Here is a 23,822-nt window from a genome sequence, read left to right on the forward strand (position 1 = left end):
TCCTTGCACAACGCCCGGTCCCATCTGCGGGTTCCCGGGTCCAGCGGATACAGTCACCGTTGCGCCAACTACGGGGACAGGAGAGGGTCATTACCGCCAACCGGCAGACGAGCTGGGCGTTCGCCGACGCCTTTGTCGCCGAGGACGAAGCACTGCACGTGGCCCGGGAACGGGCTCGCGAGCTGGGGCTTCGCTCGGTGTCACCGGGCACCGGCGCTGCGCTGCGCCTGCTGGCAGCCGCAGCGGACGCCAAAGCGGTGGCGGAGATCGGCACGGGCACCGGCGTGTCCGGCATCTATCTCCTGCACGGAATGCGGCCGGACGGGGTCCTGACCACGGTGGATCCCGAGCCCGAGCGTCAGCAGTTCGCCCGGGAGGCGTTCCGCGAGGCGGGCTTCGCCACCAACCGGGCCCGGTTCATCCCCGGCCGCGCCCTGGACGTCCTGCCCCGGCTCGCGGACGGCGGTTACGACCTCGTCTTCTGCGACGGGGACCGGCTGGAGAGCCTCGATGTGCTCGCTGAATCGTTGCGCCTGCTGCGGCCCGGCGGCGTGGTCTGCTTCGAGGGCGTCTTCGCGGACGGCCGCACCGTCGACTCCGCGGCCCAGCCGCCCGAGGTGCTGCGGCTGCGGGATCTGCTGCGGGCGGTGCGCGAGAGCCAGGAGCTGATGTCGACCCTGCTGCCGGTCGGCGACGGCCTGCTCTGCGCGGTACGGCGCGGCTGACCGGCGCGGAAGCCCCGGAGAACCTCGTCAGGACGCACCACTGCCCGGTACGGAATCCGTACCGGGCAGTGGTGAAGGTGATGGGCGTTCCGCGTCAGCCGACGACCTTCTTCAGCGCGTCGCCGAGGGCATCGGCCTCGTCCGGAGTCAGCTCGACAACAAGCCGACCGCCGCCTTCGAGCGGAACGCGCATGACGATGCCCCGCCCCTCCTTTGTCACCTCGAGCGGGCCGTCGCCCGTCCGCGGCTTCATGGCCGCCATGCTCGTTCCCCTTCCTGAAACCAGCTCATCGCAACCGGCGGCCCCATGACAGGCGCTGCCTCACCGGCATCGAACACATTGCTTCTTCGCCATTATCCCGCATCAAGGACCCCGATGACCAACATCGGTCTGCATCGCTTGCGCAACGCGCTCTCGCAAAACCACTCAATTCGGCGATCCGGCTGCGATACTGCGCCGCCCCGGACCCCCAGGTGAGAGCCAATTGTTAGACGCAGGTCACATCTCTGCCCAGCTCCGGATCGGCCATGCTTGCCTGCAGTGGCAACGATGCCCGAGCAGCGAGGGGATACCGGAATGGCCGACGAGCCGGCGAACACCGTCCTGTACGACGTGAGCGAAGGTCTCGCGACGATCACGATCAACCGACCCGGCGCGATGAACGCCATGAACACCGCGGCGAAGGTCGCGCTGCGGGACGCGCTGCTGGCGGCGTCGGCGGACGCGGGCGTACGGGCGGTGCTGCTCACGGCCACCGGACGCGCCTTCTGCGTCGGCCAGGACCTCAAGGAGCACGTCGCCACGCTCACGGCGACCCGCGAGGCGGGCGGCGGGAACGCGCTGAGCACGGTGCGGGAGCACTACAACCCGATCGTGCGGGCGATCACGGAGATGGCGAAGCCGGTCGTCGCCGGGGTGAACGGCGTCGCGGCCGGGGCCGGGTTCGGTTTCGCGCTCGCGGCCGACTACCGGGTGGTCGCCGACACCGCCTCCTTCAACACCTCGTTCGCGGGCGTCGCACTCACCGCGGACTCGGGCGTGTCCTGGACCCTGCCCCGGCTGATCGGGCCGAGCCGCGCCGCCGATCTGCTGTTCTTCCCGCGGTCGATCTCCGCGCAGGACGCGCTGGAGCTGGGCCTCGTCAACCGGGTCGTCCCGGCGGCCGAGCTGGCCGAGCGGGCGGCGGAGGTCGCCCGCACCCTCGCCGACGGCCCCACGGTGGCGTACGCGGCGCTGAAGGAGTCGATGGCGTACGGGGCGGGGCACACGCTCGCCGAGGCGCTGGAGAAGGAGGACGAACTCCAGACCCGGGCGGGCGCGTCGCAGGACCACACCATCGCGGTGGAGGCGTTCCTGGCCAAGGAGAAGCCGGTCTACCTCGGGAAGTAACCGCAGGTCAGCTCGGTGCGCTGCCGCCGCCGCGCGCCACGCAGTCCGCGAGGTGGTCGTCGACCAGTCCGCAGGCCTGCATCAGCGCGTAGGCGGTGGTGGGGCCGACGAAGCGGATCGAGCGCTTCTTCAACGCCTTGGCGAGGGCGGTGGACTCCGGTGTCACCGCCGGGACGTCCGACAGCGCGCGCGGGGCGGGCCGGCCGGCCGGGTCGGGGGCGTGGGACCAGATCAGCTCGTCCAGCTCCCCGGCCCGCCACGCGGCGAGCACCTTCGCGTTGGCGAGGGTCGCGTCGACCTTGGCCCTGTTGCGGATGATCCCCGGGTCGGCCAGGAGCCGCTCCCGGTCGGCGTCGGTGAACTTCGCGACCGCCCCGATCCGGAATCCCTCGAACGCGGTACGGAAGGTCTCGCGGCGGCGCAGGATCGTGAGCCAGGAGAGCCCGGACTGGAAGGCCTCCAGGCAGAGCCGTTCGAACAGGGCGTCGTCCCCGTGGACCGGCCGGCCCCACTCGGTGTCGTGGTAGGCGAGGTAGTCCTCGGTGGACAGGCCCCACGGGCAGCGCAGCCGGCCGTCGGGGGCGGCCAGGGCTCCGCCGCTCATCGCCCGTCCTCCTCGGTGCGGTCCGGGCCGCCGGTCCGCTGGTCGCCCGGCTGCTTGAAGAGGTCGGTGCCCGTCGTCACCGCGGCCGCCTGGGCCCCGGCCAGGGTGGACTCCAGCTCCGCGATCCGGGCGTCGCGCTCGGCCAGTTCGGCGCCGAGCCGGGACAGCGCCTCGTCGACGTCCGCCATCCGGTAGCCGCGGGGGGCCATCGGGAGGCGCATCGCCTCGACGTCCGCCCGGCCCACCGGGCGGGTCGCGGGCAGGGGGTCGGTGAAGCGCTCGGGCGGGACGTCCTGGAGAACGGCGCTTCCCCCGCCGCCGACGACCGCGAGGGTGACCGCGGTGACGACCACGACCATCGTGAGCAGCAAGAACCAGAACACGCGCATCTCCCCGGGGCGGAATCCTCGACCGGCTCCGATCGTGCCATGCGGCACTGACAAAGTCGGGGCCGACCCGATAAGGCCTTAGGGTCGCAGGCGGACTATCTGAGGAGGAAATACGGGATGCGCAGCGGTGCACTCAGGCTGGGGCGGCGGGAATTCGGTCCGCACGAGCCGGTGATCATGGCGATCGTGAACCGGACCCCGGACTCCTTCTACGACCAGGGCGCCACGTTCCAGGACGAGCCGGCGCTCACCCGGGTCGAGCAGGCGGTGGCCGAGGGCGCCGCGATCATCGACATCGGCGGGGTGAAGGCGGGCCCCGGCGAGGAGGTGAGCGCCGAGGAGGAGGCGCGCCGCACGGTCGGGTTCGTCGCCGAGGTCCGCCGCCGCCACCCGGACGTGGTGATCAGTGTGGACACCTGGCGGCACGACGTGGGCGAGGCGGTCTGCGAGGCCGGGGCGGACCTGCTGAACGACGCGTGGGGTGGGGTGGACCCGAAGCTGGCGGAGGTCGCCGCGCGGTACGGGGCGGGTCTGGTGTGCACGCACGCGGGCGGCGCGGAGCCGCGGACCCGGCCGCACCGGATCGCGTACGACGACGTCATGGCGGACATCCTGCGGGTGACGGTGGGGCTTGCCGAGCGGGCGGTGGAGCTCGGGGTGCGGGCGGACGGGATCATGATCGATCCGGGTCACGACTTCGGGAAGAACACCCGGCATTCGCTGGAGGCGACGCGGCGGCTCGGTGAGATGGCGGAGACCGGGTGGCCGGTGCTGGTGTCGCTGTCCAACAAGGACTTCGTCGGGGAGACGCTGGACCGGCCGGTGAAGGAGCGGGTCATCGGCACGCTGGCCACGACGGCGGTGTCGGCGTGGCTGGGGGCGCGGGTGTACCGGGTGCATGAGGTGGCGGAGACGCGGCAGGTCCTGGACATGGTGGCGTCCGTCGCCGGGCATCGGCCTCCGGCCGTGGCGCGGCGGGGGTTGGCGTAGTTCTGCCGCCTGCCCAGCGGGCGGGGTCCGGGGCGCTGCCCCTGGACCCCGCTCCTCAAGCGCCGGAGGGGCTGAAAAGATGTCCTCAATCGCCGGACGGGCTTGAAGTTGCCGGGCTCGAAGTGGCTACCGCCCGACCTCCTTCGTCACCAGCATCACCGCTTCCTCCACGTCGTCCGTCACGTGGAACAGCAGCAGGTCCTTCTCCGATGCCTTGCCGCCGGCCACCACCGTGTCGCGGAGCCAGTCGATCAGGCCGCCCCAGTAGGCGGTGCCGAACAGGACGATCGGGAAGCGGGTGACCTTGCCCGTCTGGACCAGGGTCAGCGCCTCGAAGAGTTCGTCCAGGGTGCCGAGGCCGCCGGGCAGGACCACGAAGCCCTGGGCGTACTTCACGAACATCGTCTTGCGGACGAAGAAATAGCGGAAGTTGACGCCGATGTCGACGTGCGGGTTGAGGCCCGACTCGAAGGGCAGCTCGATGCCGAGGCCGACCGAGACGCCCTTCGCCTCCCGGGCGCCCTTGTTGGCGGCCTCCATCGCGCCCGGGCCGCCGCCGGTGATCACCGCGAAGCCCGCGTCGACCAGTGCCTTGCCGATCGCCACCCCGGCCTCGTACTCCGGCGATCCGTCCGGGGTGCGGGCCGAGCCGAAGACGCTGATCGCGCTCGGCAGCTCGGCGAGCGCGCCGAAGCCCTCGACGAACTCCGACTGGATGCGCATCACCCGCCACGGGTCGGTGTGCACCCACTCGGAGTCGCCCTCGGAGTCCAGCAGCCGCTGGTCGGTCGTGCCGGGCTGGACCTGCTCCCTGCGGCGCAGGACCGGGCCCAGCCACTGTTCCTCGGGGCTGACGGCCCCCTCGGGAACCTCCGCGCCCTCAGGAATCCGTGCGTCCTCGGCGTTGCCCATGTTCCGCTCCCTCCACCGACCTGCGTCGTCCTGGGCCGGGCTGTGTCGTGCTGCGTCCGGCCAGCGTAGATCGGCGGAGGTTACGGAGGGGGGAATGCCGGGCGTCAGGTGGTCAGCCAGGAGCGCAGCCGGTCCTCGCAGTGGGTGATCTTCGCGACGGCCACGTGCTCGTCGCGCTTGTGGGCGTACATCGGGTCGCCGGGGCCGTAGTTCACCGCGGGGACGCCGAGCGCGCCGAAGCGGGAGACGTCGGTCCAGCCGAACTTGGGCCGGGCGGTGCCGCCGACCGCGGTCATGAACGCCTGGGCGGCGGGGTGCGCGAGGCCGGGCATGGCCGCGCCGGAGTGGTCGTCGATGACGATCTCGGCCACGCCGCAGTCGGCGAAGACCTCGCGGACGTGGGCGACCGCCTCCTCCTCGGTGCGGTCGGGGGCGTAGCGGTAGTTGACGACGACGGTGCAGGCGTCCGGGATGACGTTGGTGGCGACGCCGCCCTCGATGCCCACGGCGTTGAGGCCCTCGTGGTACTCGAGGCCGTCGATGACCGGGCGGCGGGGCTCGTACGCGGCGAGCTTCGCGAGGATCGGGGCGGCGGCGTGGACGGCGTTGGAGCCCTTCCAGCTGCGTGCGGAGTGGGCCCGCTCCCCCGTCGTCCGCAGGTGGACCCGGAGCGTGCCCTGGCAGCCGCCCTCGACCTCGCCGTCGGAGGGCTCCAGGAGGACGGCGAAGTCTCCGGTGAGCCACTCGGGGTGGGCGTCGGCGATGTGGCCGAGGCCGTTGAGGTGCGCGGCGACCTCTTCGTTGTCGTAGAAGATGAACGTCAGGTCGCGGTTGGGCTCGGGGACCGTCGCGGCGATCCGGAGCTGGACGGCGACGCCGGACTTCATGTCGGAGGTCCCGCAGCCCCAGAGGATCCCGTTCCCGTCGAGGCGCGAGGGGACGTTGTCGGCGATCGGCACGGTGTCGATGTGCCCGGCGAGGACGACGCGCTCGGCGCGGCCCAGGTTCGTCCGGGCGACGACGTTGTTGCCGTGGCGGTCGACGGTGAGGTGCGGCAGGGCGCGCAGGGCCGATTCGATCGCGTCGGCGAGCGCCTTCTCCTCCCCGCTGACCGAGGGGAAGTCGACGAGCCGGGCGGTGAGCGCCGGTCCGTCCAGGGTGAGGTCAAGGGTGCTGTCGGCCATGGACCCGACCCTAAGGGACTTGGGTATCGGCCCCGGCCGGGGCCTCCAGTACGGTGGGCCCGTGCCCCGGACAGCCAGCCCCGCCCGCCGCAGCCGCATCATCCGATTCGCGGCGGCCTTCGCCGTGCTCGCGGCCCTGGGCGGCTATCTGGCCGTGCAGTACGACTCCTCCGGCTCGAAGAACCCGCCCCGCTGCGTCGTGGAGGCCTCCGACGGGGACGGCGGGACGTCACACACGTACGAGATGAGTCTGGCCCAGGCGGTGAACGCGGCGACGATCTCCGCGGTCGGCACCACCCGGGGCATGCCCGAGCGGGCGGTGACGATCGCCCTGGCCACCGCGCTCCAGGAGTCCACGCTCCGCAACATCGACTACGGGGACCGGGACTCGCTGGGGCTGTTCCAGCAGCGGCCCTCGCAGGGCTGGGGCACGCCCGAGCAGATCATGGACCCGGTCTATTCGTCCGGTGAGTTCTACGACCATCTCGCCGAGGTCCCGGGCTATTCGCGGCTGCCGCTGACCGTGGCCGCGCAGCGCGTGCAGCGCAGTGGTTTCCCGCAGGCGTACGCGAAGCACGAGCCGGACGCCGCGCTGCTGGCCGCCGCGCTGACCGGGCGCAGGCCGGCCTCGCTGAACTGCACCCCGTCGACGGCCACGGCGGACGGTCCGGGGGATGCCGGGCGGGTGCGGGCCGAGCTGGTGCGGGCCTTCGGCAAGGACGTGCTGCCCGCCGCGAAGGCCGCGGGCGCGTCCGCCTCCTCGACCGTCTCGGTGCCCGTCCCGGCGACCTCGGCACGGGCCGAGGACAAGGCCTCGCCGCGGCGCGGCTGGGAGCTGGCGCACTGGGCCGTGGCGCAGTCCGAGGCGCTGCGGATCGAGCGCGTGAGCTACGCGGACCGGGTCTGGGACGCCGGTACGGGCTGGCGGACGGAACGCGCGAAGGGCACGGAAACGGGCACGTCGGCGGTCAGGATCCAGGTCGCCCAGTAGTACGACCCGTCACCCGTTCGGACCATGGGGGCCACGTCCCCGGACCTTTTCCGCACGACGCCCCACGGCCTGGCCGGCCTGCTCCGATTCCCTTGCCCCGCAAGGGAAGTGACGGTTCATCGGACTCCGGCGGTATGGATCGTTTGCCCGGGTTCTTCCGCTGCGGATAATCGGACGCATTACTCACTCTTTACCTTTGCCCACCGCAACTTTCCCCTCCCCCGAAGCGGTTGATCAGTGCGTCCGATCACCGGACAGACAGATTCGTGCACAAACCGCTGAAGGAGCATCATGTCCCTCCCCCTGACCCGTCGGATCGCCCGTGCCGCGCTGCTGATCGCCGCCGGGGCAGCCCCCGTGGTCGGTGCGGCCGGCGCCGCGAGCGCCGCAGATCTCCCGGCGACCCCGGACCTGGGCGGGCTGACCGCGCTGGACGGCGCCGGCCTCGGCGCCACCGTGGACAGCGCCGCCCAGCAGGGCACCAAGGCGGCCGGTGAGACCGGTGGCCGGCTCGTCGGCACGGCGGTTCCCGCCGCGGGCCAAACCCTCGGCAAGTCCGCCGGGGTGGCCATCCCGGCCGCCCAGGAGACGGCCGGCCAGGCCGCGGGCAACGCGGGCCAGGCCGTGGGCGGTGTGGCCGACGCCGCCGGTGGCGGCCTGCCCACGGAGGCCCTCACCCAGGGCGGCCTGCCCACCGACGCACTCGGTGGCGGCCTGCCCACGGACGCGCTCACCCAGGGGGGCCTGCCCACGGACGCGCTCGGTGGCGGCCTGCCGACCGACTCCCTCACCCAGGGCGGCCTGCCCACCGACGCGCTCGGCGGTCTGCCCATCGGCGGCTGATCCGCCGCCGCACAGCAACGCGCAGAGGGTCTCGGGAGTGCGCACTCCCGAGACCCTCTGCGCGTTGCGTCGCCGCCGCTCCGGCGGCGACCCGGTCAGGACAGGCGCTTGACCGCCGCCGCGACCCGCTCGTCGGTCGCGGTGAACGCCACCCGGACGAAGCTCGCGCCCGCCGGGCCGTAGAAGTCGCCGGGCGCCACCAGGATGCCCAGCTCCGCGAGGTACGCCACGGTCTCCCAGCACGGCTCGTCGCGGGTCGCCCACAGGTAGAGGCTCGCCTCGCTGTGCTCGATCCGGAAGCCGTGCGCCTCCAGGGCCGCGCGCAGGGCCAGGCGCCGGTCCGCGTAACGGGCGCGCTGCTCGGACACGTGCACGTCGTCGCCGAGGGCGGCGACGGTGGCGGCCTGGACCGGGGCGGCGGTCATCATCCCGCCGTGCTTGCGGATCAGCAGCAGCTCGCCGAGGACGGCCGCGTCGCCCGCGATGAAGGCGGCCCGGTAGCCGGCCAGGTTGGAGCGCTTGGAGAGCGAGTGGACGGCGACGATGCCGTCGTAGTGGCCGCCGCAGACGTCCGGGTGGAGCACCGAGACCGGCTCGGCGTCCCAGCCCAGCTCCAGGTAGCACTCGTCGCTGAAGATCAGGATCCCGTGCTCGCGCGCCCAGGCGACGATCCGGGTCAGCTCGTCCTTGGGCAGGACCTTCCCGGTCGGGTTGGACGGCGAGTTGAGCCAGAGCAGCTTCAGCCCCGCCGGGTCCAGCTCGGTCGGGTCGTCGTAGGCGACGGGCTCCGCACCGCAGAGCCGGGCGCCGACCTCGTACGTCGGGTAGGCGAGCCGGGGGTAGGCGACCTTGTCACCGGCGCCGAGCCCGAGCTGCGTCGGCAGCCAGGCCACCAGCTCCTTGGAGCCGACGACGGGCAGCACGTTGGCGTGGGTCACGCCGGCCGCGCCGAGGCGGCGCTCGACCCAGCCGGTGAGCGCGTCCCGCAGCGCCTCGGTCCCCCACACCGTGGGATAGCCGGGGCTGTCGGCCGCGGCGACCAACGCCTTGCGGATCAGCTCGGGGACCGGGTCGACCGGGGTGCCGACGGACAGGTCCACGATGCCGTCCGGGTGGGCCTGGGCCGTCGACTTGTAGGGCGCGAGCTTGTCCCAGGGGAAGACCGGGAGGCGGGAGGAGAGTGCGGACACGGGACTCTGCTTTCTCGGATGACTCGGGCCGTTCCCGGCCGTACGGGGAAACGCCTCGGTCCCGCACGGTGACAAGCCGTACGGGACCGGGCTGCGCTCTGTGGTGCCGCCGGTTACTGGTTCTGCGGCGGCAGTGCGGCGATGAACGCGTGGTCGCGCTCGATGAGTCCGAGCTTGGAAGCACCGCCCGGCGAGCCGAGGTCGTCGAAGAACTCGACGTTCGCCTTGTAGTAGTCCTTCCACTCCTCCGGAGTGTCGTCCTCGTAGAAGATGGCCTCGACCGGGCAGACCGGCTCACAGGCTCCGCAGTCGACGCATTCGTCCGGGTGGATGTACAAGGACCGCTGGCCCTCGTAGATGCAGTCGACGGGGCACTCTTCGATGCAGGCCTTGTCCTTCACGTCGACACAAGGCTGCGCGATGACGTAGGTCACGCTGTCGTTCCTCCTCGGTAGGGCGTTGGCTCTCGCGCGGGAGCGCGGCGTCGTCGATGCCCGCCCCTAGTATCTCCGTTCTCGGGCACGATCCGAACAGGAGGGGCGGAGAGAGCTGTGGAATTCACCATCGGCGGACGGCTGGAAGTCCGTATCACCCCCGCTGACGTGGGCAAACGCGTGTCCGTGCGGCGCCGGACGGACGGCGGCGGTACGGGCGCGGAGTTCACCGACACGGTCGGGGTGCTCACATCATGGGACCACGGTGTGCTCTCGATCACACGAAAGAGCGGGGAGTCCGTCCACATCGTGGAATCCGCACTGGTCGCGGGCAAGGTCGTGCCCGCCGCGCCGGCCCGTCGGCGGGGCCCCGCCGCCTCCTTCGAGGAGCTGGCCACCGTCACCGCGCGCGCCTGGCAGCCGGTGGAGAGCGAGCCGCTGGGCGACTGGCGGCTGCGCGCCGCCGGGGGCTTCACCCGGCGCGCCAACTCCGCGCTGCCGCTCGGCGATCCGGGCCTGCCGCTCGGCGACGCGCTGGGGCGGGTCCGCGACTGGTACGAGGAGCGGGGCCTGCCCGCGTACGTCCAGACGGCGACCGGGGCCGAGGGCACGCAGGAGATCCTCTGCGCGGAGCTGGAGCGGCACGGCTGGCGGCGCGAGGTCTCGGCGGAGGTGCGGATCGCCGCGCTGGCACCGGTCGGTGACCGGGACGCGGACGTGTCGGCGGTCCGGCTGACCCGTGAGCCGGACGCGGCCTGGCTCGCCCGCTACCAGCGCTTCTCCACCCCCGGGCCCCATGTGCTGCGGGTGCTGGGCAGCGGCCCTTCGGTCTGGTTCGCCACGGTGCCGGGTGAGCCGGGCGCGGATCCGGCGGCCCCGCCGGCGGCGATCGGCCGGTGTGTCGTGGACGGGCGGTGGGCCGGCTTCATGGCCGTCGAGGTCGCCCCGGAGCAGCGGCGGCGCGGGCTGGCCACCGCCGTGATGACGGCGCTGGCCCGCCGGGCCCTGGACGAGGGCGCATCGGCGGCCTGGCTCCAGGTGGAGGAGGACAATGAAGGAGCGCGGGGGTTGTACGACGGCATGGACTTCGCGGCCCACCACCGCTACCACCACTACCGCCACCACCGCTCGGCGTGAGGGACCACGCCGTGGGTCACGGGGACAGGGACATGGGTCGCATATGAGTGCGCTGGATTCCGGGACGGCCGAGCGACGGCGGCAGTTCGCCGAGGAGGCCCGGTCCGAGCGGCCGGACCTCGCCCTCCTCTGCCTGCTGCTGGGCGCGGAGGCCGGACCGGCGGGCCCGGCCGAAGTCCGCCCGGTGGTCCCGGGGGAGGACGACCCCGACCCGTACGGCATCGACGCCGCGCAGATCGAGCTGGACCGGCTGGCGGGGCTGCTGCCGTACGGCTCCCGCTCCCCCGCCGGCTGGGCCTCGGCGCTGGCCGAACTTCTCGGCGAACGCTGCGGGTTCGGCGGCTCCTCGGTCGACTACCAGCGACTGGACTCCTCGCTCCTCCAGCAGGTGCTGCGCCGCCGCCGGGGCCTGCCGATCCTGCTGTCGGTCGTCTGGATCGAGGTCGCCAGGCGGGCGGGCGCCCCGGTGTACGGGGTGGCGCTGCCCGGCCACTTCGTGGTCGGCTTCGGCGATCCGGAGCAGCCGGTGCTGGCCGATCCGTTCGCCGGGGGCGCACCGCTGACCGGTCAGGACGCGGAGCTGCTGGTCACGGGGGCGACCGGGGCGGCGCTGGAGCCGTCGATGATGGTGCCCGCGCGCCCGCTGGAGATCGTGCTGCGGATCCTGAACAACGTCCGGGCATGGGCGGCGGCCCGGCCCGAGCGCACGGACGTGGCCCTGTGGGCGGTGGAGCTGTCCCTGCTCCTGCCCTCGCATCCGGCCAGGCTCCGCTACGAGCACGCCCAGCTCCTCGTCCAGCGCGGTGAGTTCCTGCGCGGGGCGGCGGAGATGGAGGAGTATGCGGAGATCCTCGACGAGATCGAGCCGACGACGGCCGAGAACGTCCGGCGCAAGGCCCATGCCGCACGCGCCCTGCTGAACTGAACCGACCCTCCGGCGAGGAAAAGCCCGCCCTCCTGACCCCCCTGCGGTGGCGAGACGGATGGGTCCGTGGGCGATGTGCGCTCCCGTTTTGCATCCGAACGCCCCCTTCCGCGCCCAACGGGCGTGTTATTCGGCCCGTTCGTCGGCGTACGTGAATGCCCATGCGCTCAACTGGAAACCCGTCACCGGATGCGTACAGCTCGTCGCATTCCGCGTCGGGCGGGGCCGGAAGAGAAAAGCTGAGGGCAGATTGATGACAACCGTGCTGTTGGTCCACACCGTGCCGTTGTGGCGCGCATCGCTGGCCTCGCTCCTCGGCACGGGGCGGGGCATAGAGGTCCGCACCGCCGAACACGGTGCGATACGCGCCGCGCTGCACGGGCCGGGCCCCGATGTGATCCTCACCGACCTCGACTGTCCGGGCGCACTGGACGTCCTGGACGAGGTGAGGACGATGACCGCACCGGACGGCGGGCCGTGTCCGCTCGCCGTGCTCACCAGGAGCGACCGGCCGCGCGGTCTGCGACGGGCGTACGAGGCGGGGGCGCTCGGCTACATCGACAAGTACCGCCCGGTGGACGATCTGTCCGAGGTGATGCACAAACTGGCGGACGGCGGACGGCATATCGACGAGTCGCTGGCCTTCAGCCTCCTCCAGGTGGCCGACATGCCGTTATCGCCGCGGGAATTGAGTGTGCTCTCGATGGCCGAAGGGGGTGACACCGTGGCCGGGATAGCCGCTCGACTGCACCTGACGCCGGGAACGGTCCGCAATTATCTGGCCGCCGCCATACGGAAGTCCGGGGCGCGCAATCGGCTGGACGCGATCAGACGGGCGAAGGAGGCGGGGTGGATCTGATGCCGCGCCCTTCGTCCTCCGGCTCCCAGAGGCCTGCCAGGTCCCGGTAGAGGGCGCAGGAACGCAGGAGTTCGCCGGGGGTGCCGCACTGGGTGCGCGGGCCGTCCATCACCAGGGTCCGCCCGGCGCGGCGGGCCGAGCTGAGCCGGTGGGCGACGACGACCAGCGCGCCCGGCAGGGCGGCGAACGCCAGCTCGGCGCGGGTCTCGGCGGCCGGGTCGAGCCGGCTGGTGGCCTCGTCGAGGATCAGCAGCGGCGGGGCGGCGAGGTAGGCCCGGCCCAGGGCGACGAGTTGCCGTTCACCCTGGGAGAGCCGGTCCGGTTCGACGTCCGCGTCCAGGGAGCCGAGCCGGGACAGCAGCGCGTCCAGGCCGAGGGCGTCCGCCATGGCCGCGATCTCCCGGTCGCGGGCGTCGGGGCGGAGGTAGCGGAGGTTGTCCCGCAGCGATCCGCTGAACACATAGGCGTGCTGGGGCAGCAGGACGCGTACGGAGGTGGCGTCGGCCGGGCGCACCGGCCGCCCGCGCCACCGCACCGCTCCCCCGGTGGGCCGCTCGGTCCCGGCGAGGACGGCGGCCAGGGTCGACTTGCCGCTGCCGCTCGGCCCGACGACCGCCAGGTGCTCGTCGGCCCCGATGGTCAGGGAGAGCCGGTCCAGGACGGGGTGGGCGCCGGGCCCGTACGCGAAGGTGACCTCATGGAGTTCGGCGACCGGGGTGCCGCGCGGCGGCGGGGCGGCGACCCGGGCGGGTGGCGGCGGGTCCTCTGCGGGCGGGGGCGGCGCGTCCGTGAACCGGTCCAGGACCACGACGAGGCGGCCCCCGACGGTGCCCAGCATGGTCATCAGCGCCTGGACGGCGGGGGCGAGCGCCTGGGTGAGGTAGGTCAGCGCGCCGACCAGCGCACCCGGCGTGAGCCCGTTCCGCAGAAGCCAGGGCGCAGCAAGGAGCAGCAGGAGCGGAGGGAACCGGCCGCAGACGGCGAGGGCCAGCACCCGTACGGCCGACCAGCGGGCCAGCGAACGGGAGGCGGCGAGCTGGGCCCCGGCGAGGGTCCGGGACTCGGCCACCGTCCGCCCGGCGGCTCCGGCGGCGGCGATGTCGCGTACGGAGGCGGCGAGCCGGCCCGCGTGGGCGGCGTACGCCTCGTCGGCGGCGAGGTAGTCGCGCTGGCGGGCGGCCATCGGCGGCAGGGTGCCGAGGAACAGGGCGGCTCCCAGGGCCAGCGGGGGCAGCACGATCAGGAGGAGGGCGGGCGAGAGGGCCAGCAGGCCGGTGACGGCCCCAGCGGCCGTGAACACGAACGAGCGCAGTGTCAGGACGAGTCCGGCCCAGCCGTCGCGGGCGATCTCACTCTGATGGGTGACCTGGGAGAGGGACCGGGTACTGACGTCTCCGGACGGGTGGGCGAGCGCGCCGGACAGCGCCCGGGACACGGCGCGCCGGACCAGTCCGTCGCGCAGCGGCTCCACCAGGTCCGCGAGCCGGCCGAACACGCCGCGGGCGGCGGGCACGGCGGGCAGCACGGCGAGGGCGGCGAGGGCCAGCCAGAGGAGGCCGGTCAGCGGGCGTCCGGCGAGGAAGCCGTCGTCGAGCGCGCGGGCGACGCCATACCCGCCGAGGAAGGTCTGCCCGAACTCCAGCAGGGACCAGCCGGCCAGCCGCAGGATCACACCGGTGCGGGCCCGCAGGAAGGGCCGGGCCTCACGGCCGACCCTGCGCAGGGGTGTTCCGCCCGTCGCGTCGGGGCGAGGGCGTGCCTCGCGCGGGGCGGTGGGCTGGGGGTGCGCCTCGCGCGGAGCGGTGGGCTGGGGGTGCGCCTCGCGCGGAGCGGTGGGCTGGGGGTGCGCCTCGCGCGGAGCGGTGGGCTGGGGGCGTGCCTTGTCGCTCTTCATCGGGCCTCGTCGTCCTTCATCGGGCCTCCGCCTCCGCCTCCGCGATCCGCGCTCCGGACCGCTCCAGGTGCTCGCCCGGTGCGTCCGTGCGGAAGACCGCCCGGTAGTCCGGGTCCGCCCACAGGTCGTCGTGGCGGCCCGTCGCGCGGAGCCGGCCGTCCTCCAGCCAGGCGACCCGGTCCGCCCGCGCGGCCGAGGACAGCCGGTGGGCGACGATGATCCGGGTGCAGCGGCCGGCCCGGGCGTCCAGCGCGCGCCGGACGTGGTGCTCGGTCACGGTGTCGAGGCTGGACAGCGCGTCGTCGAGGATCAGCAGGCGGCCCGGGTGGGCGAACGCGCGGGCCAGGCCGAGGCGTTGGCGCTCGCCGCCGGAGAGCGGGGCGTCGGCGACCGGGGTCGCGTAGCCGTACGGGAGCAGCGCGAGGAACCCGTCGGCGCGGGCCGCGCGGGCGGCGTCGCGTACGGCTTCGGGCGAGGCGGTCCAGGGCCCGAAGGCGATCGTGTCCTCGACGGTGGCGCCGGGGAGGGCGGGGCGGGCGAAGGCGTACGCCACCTCGCGGCGCAGCCGGGCCGGTTCCATGCCGTCTATCGGGACGCCGTCCAGCAGCACGCTGCCGGTGTCCGGGTCGAGCAGCCGCCCGGCGACCGCGGCGAGCACCGACTTGCCGGAGCCGGAGCGCCCGACGACGGCGAGGGACGTGCCGCCGGGGACGGTGAGGTGGACGCCGGTCAGCAGCGGTTCGCCGTCACCTTCCTGTTGGACGCCGACGTTCCGGAGTTCGAGGTGCCCGGGTGCGTCGGGCACCGGGGTCAGGCCGCGGTGCGGCAGCGGTTCGAGGGTGAGGAGGGGCTCCAGGCTGTGGGCGGCGGCACGGCTGCGGGCGAGGGCGCCGAGCGCGCCGGTCAGGGCGCCGATGCCGACGGCGAGGCTCGCGTAGCGGGAGGCGGCGACCAGGTCGCCGACGCCGATCGCGCCCGCGCCGAGCCGGAGTCCGGCGACCGCGAGGACCAGCAGCATGAGCAGGGGCAGCAGGAGGCCGCTGCGGCCGACGGCCCGCCCGTACACCGCCCAGGTGCGCCTGCCGTGTCCGGCGAGGGTGGGCAGGGGTTCCAGGACGCGGCGGTGCTCGCGGGCCCCGGTGCGGGCGGCGCGGATGGTGTCGGCGCCCTCCAGGGCCTCGGTGAGCCGGTGGGCGATGAGCGACTGGGCGCGCTGGTAGTCGGCCCCGGCGTCGGCGGTCCGGCGGGTGAAGGTCCGCAGCAGCGCGACGAGGAGGGGTGCGCCCAGGAGGAGGGCGGCGGCCGTCCAGACGTCGATGAGGAGGAGGCCGACGACCGCGCCGAGCGGGAGCAGGACGCCCGCGACGGCTCCGGCGGCGGTGACGGGCGCGGCCGCGGCGTCGGCGGTGCGGGCGGTGAGCCGGGCGGTGAGGTCGCCGGTGGGCAGGGCGAGGGCGCGGCGGGGTTCGGCGGCCAGGATCCGGGCGGCGGTGCGGGTGCGCAGGGACGCGGTGAGCTTGGCGGTGGTGGTCGTGCCGGTCACGGCGGCCGCCGCGTCGAACCCGGTCTCGGCGAGGGTCAGGGCGGCGCAGAGCAGCAGCCCGGACCAGGGCACGGGGCCGCCGGAGACGAGCCGGTCGACGGTGTGGCCGAGGGCGGCGGGCAGGGCGAGGGCGGCGAGCGCGCCACCGGTGGAGCAGAGGAGGAGCAGGCTCAGGGCGGCCGGATGCCGCCGGGCGAGCCGCCGGATGCCGGACGCCGTGCCCGGCCTCGGGCTCGGGCTCGAGTGCAGCCGCACGGGGTCGCCTTTCCTGTTCCTGCGGGCGTTCCCACGGGCGTTCCTGCGGGCACGTGGCCGGCCGGCCCGCCGGTGAGGATCACCCGCGGGCCGACCGGGGCGGGTCACGGGGTGCAGAGGACCACGCTGAGCGAGCTGTACTCACAGATCAGCAGCGAGACCTGGCTGCCCGTGGCGAGCTCGCCGAAGGAGTCCTCGGCCGGGGTGTCCATCGCCTGAAGGTCGAGAAGCGCCATGATGAGGTGTCCTTTCGGGGACGGTTGTGGTGCTGGACGGTGGTGCTGAACGGTGGTGCGGTTACGACCCCTGACGGGGCCGGTCCATGGGGCCGCTCACGCGGCCGGGGTGGGGGTGTGCCGCCGGAGCGACGGGCAGGAAGGGAAGTCCGGTGGGGCCGCCGAACGCGGCGCCCAGGGCGAGGAGAGCGCCGGCGGTCCCGGTGGCCAGGTCCATCGACAGCCGCATCAACTGCTCGCCGGGGAAGGCGAGTCCGTCGCCGTACGGCACGGCGTGGCTGCCCAGCAGGTCGGTGTGGCGGGCGATGCCGCGCTCCCGGTCGGCCGCCTCGCACAGTGGGGTGGCCGCGAGGTGCGTCAGGAGTCCGGCCGAGCCGCGGAGCAGTCCGGGCTGGACGTAGAACGCGGAGAGCGCGGCCGGCAGGAGGGCGCGGCCCGCCGCTTCGAGCTCCGGGTCCGGGCGGTGGGCCAGGTAGGCGTCGATGACGGCCGCGATGCCGGCGCTGCCCGAACCGAGGTACGGCATCAGCCGCTTGCCCTCGACGACGAGGAGTTCGCCGTCGTCCCCGGCCAGGCACCGTTCCAGGTCGCGGCGGAGCGCGGTGGCCGCCAGGCCGAGCAGGGCGGCGTCGCCGGTGGTCGCGTACCGGCGTATCAGCAGCAGGGCGATGCCGCTCGCGCCGTGCAGCAGTCCGGTGCGGGACGACGGCGGACCGTCGACGAGGGCGCGGACGGCGAGGGCGGTGCAGCGGGCCGCGGCGGCGGACAGCGCAGGGGCGTCGGCGGCGCACGCGGTGCGGGCCAGGTCGTCGAGGGCGAGGCCGATGCCCGCGTACCCGTGGTGAAGACCGGGCGCGAGGCCCTCCAGGGGCTGGTCGAGGATGATCCGGAGGAGGTCGGCGGCCTCGGCGGTGCGGCCGATCCGGTGGAGGGTCCAGGCGATGCCGGTGAGCCCGTCGTAGAAGCCGAGGGGGCTGCCGGAGGCCGGGTCCTTGGCGTGCCGCAGGAGCCAGTCCTCGGCCGGTGCGCACGGCGGGGCGCCCGTCTCGTGGAGGGCGTAGAGCACGCCGGCCGCCCCATACGCGAAGGACTGACCGCCGGTGGCCGTGGCGAACTGGGCGATGTCCCCGGGGAAGCAGCGGTCCTCGCGCTCCGGCGTGCAGGAGGCGGTGATGGCCCGGACCATCGCGTCACGGCTGCGCGGCCAGTCGCCGGGGTGCGGAAGGGCATCGGGAGCGGAAACAGAAGCAGGAGCGGAAGCGGAAACAGGAGCGGGAGCGGGAGCAGAGGTGCGGGCGGGCTCCCCCGTGCCGCGCAGGATCTCCGCCACCGCGGGCCGCAGCGCCTCCTCGGTGACCGGGAAGACACGGGCGATGTCCCGCGCCAGGCCGACGGCCTTCGTGCGGTCGATGCCGAACAGCGTGGTGAGCGGCAGATACAGGGCGAGCCGCAGACAGGCCAGCGCGTAGCGGTCGATGTCGGCGCCGCGCCGGTCGGGCGGGGCGACGAAGGCCGGATTGGCGACGATCTGACGGCGGCGCTCGGCGGCCGGGGAGGCCGCCTCGAAGTCGAGCAGGACGATCCGCGCGTTCTCCTCGTCGACCATGACGTTGCTCATGTGCAGGTCGCTGATGACGATGCCCCGGCCGTGCACCGCCTCGACGGCCCGCTCGACCTGCCCGTACAACTCCTCTGCCCAGGCGGCGTGTTCGGCGAGCAGTCCGGGTGACGGGTGCTGCCGGGCGAGCGGGAAGCGGCGCGCGAAGACGGTGTTGAGGGTGGTGCCGGGGATGTACTGGAGGACCAGGAAGTGATGGTCCCCGACCTCGAACACGTCCCGGACGGCCGGTACGCAGTCCAGCCCGGCCAACCGCTCCAGCGCGGCCCTCTCCCGCTCCAGCCGGGCCACGGCGTCCGCCCCGTCGGCGGCCAGACCGGCGTACGGGCGGGCTTCCTTGAGGACGACCTGCTCGCCGGTGCGGGTGTCGCGGCCGAGGTAGACCCCGCCGCCGTTGGAGAAGTGCAGCGCCTTCTCCACGGTGTACGGGAGGTCCCCGAGGCCCACGGCGGCGCGGGCTTCGAGGTGCGGCATGAGGAAGCCGGGCGGGGTCACCCAGGAGGGGACGCGGAAGGACGGGCCCCGGTCGTCCGGGACCAGCCGGCCCTGCGGGTCGGCGACGGCGAGCACGGGCCGCCCGTCCGGACCGGCGCAGAAGCGGGCGGCGAACGCCCCGTACCGGGTGTGCACGGGCCCGTTCCCGCACCGGAGGTCGCTCAGGATGTACGGGCCGTGCTCGCCCTCGAGCAATTGCATCAGGGCGGTGCACACCTCGGGGAACGCCTCGTCGGACGGCGGGTAGACGGTGATGAACTTCCCGCTGCCCGCCCGGTCCGCGTACTTGGCGTTCCGCAGGGCCAACAGCCCCGGATTCGGTACGCATTTGAAGGCCAGCCGGTGTTCCAGGCAGTGGGCGAGGACCCGGTCCAGCACGGAGGCCGCGTTGTCGAGGGCGGCGGAGACGTGGATCTTCCAGCCCTGGGGCGGCAGTCGCAGCCCGTCGGGGCTGTACGAGAGCCAGTCGCCGCGCCGGGAGCGCGTCCAGCCCCGGGGTGCGGCGCCACGGAGCGGCGCGTAGGACGAGCGCTCCTCGTCGGCGGCTCCGCCCGGTCCGGGGGAACGGTGGGGTGCGTCGTAGAAGCGGCGGTCCGCCTGGCAGTACGCGGCGTACTCCGGATTCACGCACGGTCCCCTCGCTCGGTTCTTTCACGTCTCTTTCACGTCGTTCGCGGCGAGAGAGAAATTGTCACAACGACGAGGGGTGCCCATAGTCACTGTTGTCACGACTCGTACATGCGCGCGCGGTGCGCTCCGCCCATGCGGAGCGCACCGCGCGCCGATGCGCTTGTGCTGATCGCCCAGCTGTGGCCGGGTGCGGGACCAGGGGCGTACGGGGGCGTGCGCGGGGCGCTCCGAGCCCTCCTCAGCCCGCTCCGTGCACCAGCACGTCCCCCGCCTCCGTACGGAAATAGAGCACGGAGCGGCCCGCCCGGCGGCGGCGGACCAGTCCGGCGTCCAACAGGATCCGCAGATGACGGCCCACCGAGCCAAGACCCTGGCCGGTCAGCGCGACGAGCTGCGTCGTGGAGAGCGGGGAGGCCAGCAGCGCCAGGACGGCCGCCCGCGCCGGGCCGATCAGCGCGCCCAGGGCCCCGGGCACGGGGACGCGGTCGGCCTCGGCGAGCGCGCCCGAGCACGGGTACACCACGCCGTACCGGTGCGGAACGTCCCAGCAGACCCAGCACTGGTGCGGGGTGACGGGGATGAACAGGAGTTGGGCACGGCCCAGTTCGCGGGGCGGGTTGTCGTGCGTGTTGATCTGGAGCCTGCTGCCGCCGAGCCAACGGATGCCGGGGCGCATCCCGTTGAGCGCCTCGGCCCAGCCGCCCTGCCCCAACTGGGCCGCGCGGGCGATCACATCGGCCTCCAGGACCCGCCGCCGCCTCGGCCAGTCGGGCAGCACGGTGTGCGTCCAGACCCACTCCACGGTGTCGGCGGCGCGCTCGGCCAGGTCGTCCCGGTCCAGTGCGGCGGGCAGCGGCCCGCGCAGCGCCTCGGCCAGTTCGGCGCGGGCCCGGGCGGGCGGGGTGGCCCGGATCCGCGCGACCTCCTCGGCGAAGGCGGACGGGGCTTGGCCGGGCGGGGCGGGGACGGGTGCGGGGGTGAGGAAGTCGGCGGTCCAGCGGGGCGCGAGGGCGGAGCGGATCACCAGCGCGGAGAGTGGATCGCCGGCCGCCCGTCGCCGGTACGCGGGCAGATGGGTCTCCAGCCAGGCGCGCTCCCCCGGGTGCGCGGCGGTGGCCCGCTCCAGGACCATCAGGCTCGCGACGGTCTCCGCGAGCGGCGAGACGACGAACCGGCTGTCCGCGAGCGTGTCCGCACCGACCTGCCACCAGCCCACACGGACCGCCTCCCCGCTCCCCGTACGCGTATCCCGCCGTTCCCGTACGCGCTTCCCGCCCCGGGCTTTCGCATCCGTGCGAAACAGTAACGGCCCCGGCGGCGGCGTCCGGAGACTCCACCCCATGCGCACCTACCGCGAACTGTTCCGGACCCCGGAGTTCACCCCCTTCTTCGCCGCCGTCTCCGTGCAGACGGCCGCCCAGACCGCGACCGGCCTGGCCCTGGGCACCCTCGTGTACACACGGACGGGCTCGCCGCTGCTGTCGGCGCTGGCGATGTTCGGCCCGTCGCTGGCCCAGGTCGCCGGGGCGCTCACCCTGCTGTCGGCGGCGGACCGGCTGCCGCCGCGCGCCGCGCTGACCGCCCTGGCCCTGCTGTCCGCGGGGGCCGCCTGCGTCCAGGCCGCCCCCGGACTGCCGCTGTGGGCCGCGTTCGCCGTCCTGCTGGTGGTGGGCGTGCTCGCGTCACCGGGCGGGGGCGTACGGTACGGGCTGCTCAACGAGATCGTTCCGCGCGAGGGATTCCTGCTCGGCCGCTCCGTGCTCAACATGACGGGCGGCGCGATGCAGATCTGCGGGTTCGCGGTGGGCGGGCTGCTGGTGGCGGTGTTCTCGGCGCGCGGCACGCTGCTGATCGGGGCGGCCCTGTACGGGGTCGCGGCGGCCGTGACCCGCTTCGGGCTGACCGCCCGGCCGCCGAGGGCCACCGGCCGCCCCTCGGTCCGGGAGACCCGGCGGGCGAACGCGCTGCTCTGGTCGTCGACGCCGCGCCGGTATGTGTTCCTGGCGCTGTGGGTGCCCAACGGGCTCGTCGTCGGCTGCGAGTCGCTGTACGTGGCGTACGCGCCCGGGCACGCCGGGCTCCTCTTCGCCGGCGGGGCCCTGGGCATGCTGGCCGGGGACACGCTGGTCGGGCGGTTCGTCGCCGCACGATGGCGGGCGCGGCTGGGGGCTCCGCTCCGGCTGCTGCTGGCCGCGCCGTATCTCCTCTTCGCCCTGCGGCCGGGGCTGCCCCTCGCGCTGGCGGTGGTCGTCCTGGCGAGCGTGGGCTTCGCCGCGAGTCTGCTGCTCCAGGAACGGCTGATGGCTCTCACCCCGCAGGAGCTGAGCGGCCAGGCGCTCGGGCTGAGTTCCTCGGGGATGCTCGCGATGCAGGGGGTGGGCGCGGCCGTGGCGGGCGGCATCGCCCAGCTGACCTCCCCCGCGACGGGCATGGCGGCCGTCGCGGGGCTCTCGGTGGCGGTGACGCTGGCGCTGGCCCCGGGGCTGCGTGACCGGTCCGGGGAGGTCGGGGGCAGACTGCTGGGACGACAGACCCCAGGGGCGCACGGATCACCGCGAGCGTCCCGTACACCCCGCACGGAAGAGACCACATGAGCGACGAGACCAGGACCGGCCAGAAGGAAGCCATGCTCTCCGGCGAGCCGTACATCGCCGACGACCCCGAGCTGGCGGCGGAGGCGCTGCACGCGGCCGTGCTGAGCGAGCGGTACAACGCCACCTCGGCCGCCGACCCCGAGGCCCGGCGCGCCGTGCTGACCGAGCTCCTGGGCGAGCTGGGCGAGGGCGTGGAGGTCCGGCCGCCGCTGCGGGTCGACTACGGCTACCAGACCACCATCGGCCCCCGGACGTTCATCAACTTCGGCGCGGTCCTCCTGGACGTCGCCCGCATCACCATCGGCGCGGACGTCCAGATGGGCCCGAACGTCCAGCTGCTCACCCCGACCCACCCCGTCGACCCGGAGCCGCGCCGCGCCAAGTGGGAGGCCGCGCAGCCGATCACCATCGGCGACAACGTGTGGCTGGGCGGCGGGGTGATCGTCTGCCCCGGGGTGACCATCGGCGAGAACACGGTGGTCGGCGCGGGGGCGGTCGTCACGAAGGACCTGCCCGCGAACGTGGTGGCCGTCGGCAACCCGGCCCGGGTGATCCGGAAGATCGGCGAGGCGGAGGCGTAACCCTTCGGTCGAGACCGGGCGTAGCCCCTCGGACGAGGCGGGAGCGTGACGCCTCGGACGAGGCGGGAGCGTGACGCCCCGGACGAGGCGGCAGCGTAACGACCCGGATGCGGCGGGAGCGTAACGACCCGGATGCGGCGGGAGCGTAACGACCCGGATGCGGCACCTGGCCGGCCGCGTCGCCTCCGGTGCTACGCCGCCCGCCAGGCATCGGTGACGCACGAGACCTCGAAGTGCCACCAGCCCTCGTCCCGGCCCCGGGCGAGCAGCGCCTTGATCCCGCGCAGATCCGCACCGCCGGGCACGGTCAGGGCGACCAGCGGGAACTCGGCGCTGAAGACCTCGCCCGTGAGCCCGAAGCCGGCGAGCCGCTCGTGCACGGCCCGCGCGTCGCGCCCGAGCGGGCCGTCCGGCACGGGCAGCACCCGTACGGTGCAGTTGCCCGAGTCCGCCACCCGGCCGGCGGCCCAGTGCACACCGTCGTCGTCCGTCCGAAACCGTACGGTCTCCCCCTCGGCGACCCCGTCCCGGAGGAAGGGCACGTTGTCCACCCGCGCGGTGTCCGGGCCGAGCCGCGTCGCCCACAACCCCTCCGTCTCGTACGGCAGCCGGCCCTCACGCGGGACGCAGCGGAACCAGACCTTGATCTGATCGGCTTCGCGGGGCGGGCGCACCGGTCCGGCGGGGGAACTCATGGCCCCATGGTCCCCCGCGCACGGCGCGTCCGCCTGTCCACGACGAGGACCGCCGCGACGCACACCACGACGACCAGGCACGACATCAGCTTCTGAAGCCAAGGAGCGCGCCCGCCGCACCACAACGGCCAATTTCCTGGCGCTCGACGCCAGTTGTTGGATTCAGCGACATCTTCTGAGGCTCCTGATGCACACCTCTTGACGCGTACAGGCTCACCGGGGAAACATCACCGTAACGAGAGAGCGCTCTCCCAGTGCCTCCCCCAAAGGCTCTCTCGTCCGTTCGTCGTGCACACGTACCACGACCCAGGAGACGTACCCCATGCATGCTCCCCCCACCGCACCACGCACCCGCCGCCGGACCAGGTCCCTCGGGTTCGCCGCGCTCGCCGTGGCGATGCTCATGGCCGTGCCCACGGCCCAGACCGCGTTCGGCGAAGAGGTCCAGGCCGTGCCGGGCGGCGGCGACCTCGGCCCCAACGTCCATGTCTTCGACCCGTCCACGCCCGACATCCAGGGCAAGGTCGACGAGATCTTCAAGAAGCAGGAGTCGGCGCAGTTCGGCACCGACCGCTACGCGCTGATGTTCAAGCCGGGCACGTACGACAACATCAACGCGCAGATCGGCTTCTACACACAGATCGCGGGCCTCGGCCTCAACCCGAACGACACCACGTTCAACGGCGACGTCACGGTCGACGCGGGCTG

23 protein-coding genes and 1 pseudogene are annotated in these 23,822 nt (G+C 73.7%); 11 read left to right on the forward strand and 13 right to left on the reverse strand.

Annotation, left to right across the window (positions count from 1 at the left end; translation table 11 throughout):
• Nucleotides 1-59 precede the first annotated feature (59 nt).
• Nucleotides 60-725 carry an O-methyltransferase gene (locus ACIQPT_RS30420; RefSeq protein WP_401160491.1) on the forward strand — a complete coding sequence of 222 codons (666 nt, stop codon included), beginning with the start codon at nucleotides 60-62 and terminating at the stop codon, nucleotides 723-725.
• Between the two features lie 94 nt (nucleotides 726-819).
• Here the strand turns inward: ACIQPT_RS30420 and ACIQPT_RS30425 are convergent, their stop codons facing one another.
• The gene (locus ACIQPT_RS30425) at nucleotides 820-987 is read right to left on the reverse strand and encodes a DUF3117 domain-containing protein (RefSeq protein ID WP_003966491.1); all 168 of its coding nucleotides are present in this window, start codon (nucleotides 985-987) and stop codon (nucleotides 820-822) included.
• Nucleotides 988-1,302: 315 nt separating this feature from the next.
• On the opposite strand from ACIQPT_RS30425, the gene ACIQPT_RS30430 reads away from it, so the two are divergent.
• Complete coding sequence (locus ACIQPT_RS30430) at nucleotides 1,303-2,115, forward strand: enoyl-CoA hydratase/isomerase family protein (RefSeq protein WP_401160494.1); 813 nt, start codon at nucleotides 1,303-1,305, stop codon at nucleotides 2,113-2,115.
• Between the two features lie 7 nt (nucleotides 2,116-2,122).
• On the opposite strand, the gene ACIQPT_RS30435 is transcribed toward ACIQPT_RS30430, so the two are convergent.
• On the reverse strand, nucleotides 2,123-2,719 hold the full coding sequence (locus ACIQPT_RS30435) for a DNA-3-methyladenine glycosylase I (protein ID WP_401160496.1): 597 nt from the start codon (nucleotides 2,717-2,719) through the stop codon (nucleotides 2,123-2,125).
• The gene (locus tag ACIQPT_RS30440; protein WP_401160497.1) at nucleotides 2,716-3,108 is read right to left on the reverse strand and encodes a DivIVA domain-containing protein; all 393 of its coding nucleotides are present in this window, start codon (nucleotides 3,106-3,108) and stop codon (nucleotides 2,716-2,718) included. The genes ACIQPT_RS30435 and ACIQPT_RS30440 overlap by 4 nt, the downstream gene beginning before the upstream one ends.
• A 117-nt stretch (nucleotides 3,109-3,225) precedes the next feature.
• On the opposite strand from ACIQPT_RS30440, the gene folP reads away from it, so the two are divergent.
• Entirely contained in the window at nucleotides 3,226-4,098 is an 873-nt protein-coding gene (gene folP, locus ACIQPT_RS30445; protein WP_401160498.1) for a dihydropteroate synthase, read from the forward strand.
• 126 nt (nucleotides 4,099-4,224) lie between these two features.
• Here folP and ACIQPT_RS30450 read toward each other — a convergent pair whose 3' ends face one another.
• Nucleotides 4,225-5,010, reverse strand: coding sequence for a TIGR00730 family Rossman fold protein (locus ACIQPT_RS30450; protein WP_401160500.1), 786 nt, complete (start codon nucleotides 5,008-5,010; stop codon nucleotides 4,225-4,227).
• Nucleotides 5,011-5,114: 104 nt separating this feature from the next.
• Nucleotides 5,115-6,194 (reverse strand): succinyl-diaminopimelate desuccinylase, encoded by a 1,080-nt coding sequence (gene dapE / locus ACIQPT_RS30455; RefSeq protein WP_401160502.1) that lies wholly within the window; start codon nucleotides 6,192-6,194, stop codon nucleotides 5,115-5,117.
• 61 nt (nucleotides 6,195-6,255) lie between these two features.
• On the opposite strand from dapE, the gene ACIQPT_RS30460 reads away from it, so the two are divergent.
• Both ACIQPT_RS30460 and ACIQPT_RS30465 read left to right on the forward strand, forming a co-directional pair.
• Entirely contained in the window at nucleotides 6,256-7,185 is a 930-nt protein-coding gene (locus ACIQPT_RS30460; RefSeq protein ID WP_401160504.1) for a hypothetical protein, read from the forward strand.
• A 291-nt stretch (nucleotides 7,186-7,476) separates the two neighbouring features.
• On the forward strand, nucleotides 7,477-8,028 hold the full coding sequence (locus tag ACIQPT_RS30465) for an ATP-binding protein (RefSeq protein WP_401160506.1): 552 nt from the start codon (nucleotides 7,477-7,479) through the stop codon (nucleotides 8,026-8,028).
• 95 nt (nucleotides 8,029-8,123) lie between these two features.
• Here ACIQPT_RS30465 and dapC read toward each other — a convergent pair whose 3' ends face one another.
• Nucleotides 8,124-9,218, reverse strand: a complete 1,095-nt coding sequence (gene dapC / locus ACIQPT_RS30470; protein ID WP_401160508.1) for a succinyldiaminopimelate transaminase — start codon at nucleotides 9,216-9,218, stop codon at nucleotides 8,124-8,126.
• Nucleotides 9,219-9,331: 113 nt separating this feature from the next.
• Entirely contained in the window at nucleotides 9,332-9,652 is a 321-nt protein-coding gene (gene fdxA, locus ACIQPT_RS30475; protein WP_018956287.1) for a ferredoxin, read from the reverse strand.
• Nucleotides 9,653-9,769: 117 nt separating this feature from the next.
• On the opposite strand from fdxA, the gene ACIQPT_RS30480 reads away from it, so the two are divergent.
• The 3 genes from ACIQPT_RS30480 (at nucleotide 9,770) to ACIQPT_RS30490 (ending at nucleotide 12,573) form a co-directional block, all read left to right on the forward strand.
• A complete protein-coding gene (locus ACIQPT_RS30480; protein WP_401160510.1) occupies nucleotides 9,770-10,789 on the forward strand; it encodes a GNAT family N-acetyltransferase in 1,020 nt (339 codons plus the stop codon).
• 43 nt (nucleotides 10,790-10,832) lie between these two features.
• Nucleotides 10,833-11,714, forward strand: a complete 882-nt coding sequence (locus ACIQPT_RS30485) for a transglutaminase-like domain-containing protein (protein ID WP_401160512.1) — start codon at nucleotides 10,833-10,835, stop codon at nucleotides 11,712-11,714.
• 253 nt (nucleotides 11,715-11,967) lie between these two features.
• Nucleotides 11,968-12,573 (forward strand): LuxR C-terminal-related transcriptional regulator, encoded by a 606-nt coding sequence (locus ACIQPT_RS30490; protein WP_401160514.1) that lies wholly within the window; start codon nucleotides 11,968-11,970, stop codon nucleotides 12,571-12,573.
• Here ACIQPT_RS30490 and ACIQPT_RS30495 read toward each other — a convergent pair.
• The 5 genes from ACIQPT_RS30495 to ACIQPT_RS30515 form a co-directional block, all read right to left on the reverse strand.
• A complete protein-coding gene (locus ACIQPT_RS30495) occupies nucleotides 12,542-14,467 on the reverse strand; it encodes an ATP-binding cassette domain-containing protein (protein ID WP_401160516.1) in 1,926 nt (641 codons plus the stop codon). The genes ACIQPT_RS30490 and ACIQPT_RS30495 overlap by 32 nt on opposite strands.
• Before the next feature lie 16 nt (nucleotides 14,468-14,483).
• The gene (locus ACIQPT_RS30500; protein ID WP_401160518.1) at nucleotides 14,484-16,265 is read right to left on the reverse strand and encodes an ATP-binding cassette domain-containing protein; all 1,782 of its coding nucleotides are present in this window, start codon (nucleotides 16,263-16,265) and stop codon (nucleotides 14,484-14,486) included.
• A 104-nt stretch (nucleotides 16,266-16,369) separates the two neighbouring features.
• The gene (locus ACIQPT_RS30505; protein WP_401160520.1) at nucleotides 16,370-16,501 is read right to left on the reverse strand and encodes a SapB/AmfS family lanthipeptide; all 132 of its coding nucleotides are present in this window, start codon (nucleotides 16,499-16,501) and stop codon (nucleotides 16,370-16,372) included.
• Between the two features lie 61 nt (nucleotides 16,502-16,562).
• A complete protein-coding gene (lanKC, locus tag ACIQPT_RS30510) occupies nucleotides 16,563-19,241 on the reverse strand; it encodes a class III lanthionine synthetase LanKC (protein WP_401160522.1) in 2,679 nt (892 codons plus the stop codon).
• Between the two features lie 241 nt (nucleotides 19,242-19,482).
• On the reverse strand, nucleotides 19,483-20,460 hold the full coding sequence (locus ACIQPT_RS30515; protein ID WP_401160524.1) for a winged helix-turn-helix domain-containing protein: 978 nt from the start codon (nucleotides 20,458-20,460) through the stop codon (nucleotides 19,483-19,485).
• Nucleotides 20,461-20,584: 124 nt separating this feature from the next.
• Here ACIQPT_RS30515 and ACIQPT_RS30520 point away from each other — a divergent pair, with 124 nt between their 5' ends.
• Complete coding sequence (locus ACIQPT_RS30520; protein ID WP_401160526.1) at nucleotides 20,585-21,838, forward strand: MFS transporter; 1,254 nt, start codon at nucleotides 20,585-20,587, stop codon at nucleotides 21,836-21,838.
• The gene (locus ACIQPT_RS30525; protein WP_401160528.1) at nucleotides 21,835-22,419 is read left to right on the forward strand and encodes a sugar O-acetyltransferase; all 585 of its coding nucleotides are present in this window, start codon (nucleotides 21,835-21,837) and stop codon (nucleotides 22,417-22,419) included. Before ACIQPT_RS30520 ends, ACIQPT_RS30525 begins: the two co-directional genes overlap by 4 nt.
• 191 nt (nucleotides 22,420-22,610) lie before the next feature.
• Here the strand turns inward: ACIQPT_RS30525 and ACIQPT_RS30530 are convergent, their stop codons facing one another.
• The gene (locus ACIQPT_RS30530; protein WP_401160530.1) at nucleotides 22,611-23,114 is read right to left on the reverse strand and encodes a DUF4265 domain-containing protein; all 504 of its coding nucleotides are present in this window, start codon (nucleotides 23,112-23,114) and stop codon (nucleotides 22,611-22,613) included.
• 322 nt (nucleotides 23,115-23,436) lie between these two features.
• On the opposite strand from ACIQPT_RS30530, the pseudogene ACIQPT_RS30535 reads away from it, so the two are divergent.
• Nucleotides 23,437-23,822, forward strand: a pseudogene (locus ACIQPT_RS30535) (coagulation factor 5/8 type domain-containing protein); the annotation flags it as partial.

Origin of the sequence: Streptomyces sp. NPDC091289, assembly GCF_044757365.1 — a bacterium.
In the GTDB taxonomy this organism is placed as follows: domain Bacteria; phylum Actinomycetota; class Actinomycetes; order Streptomycetales; family Streptomycetaceae; genus Streptomyces.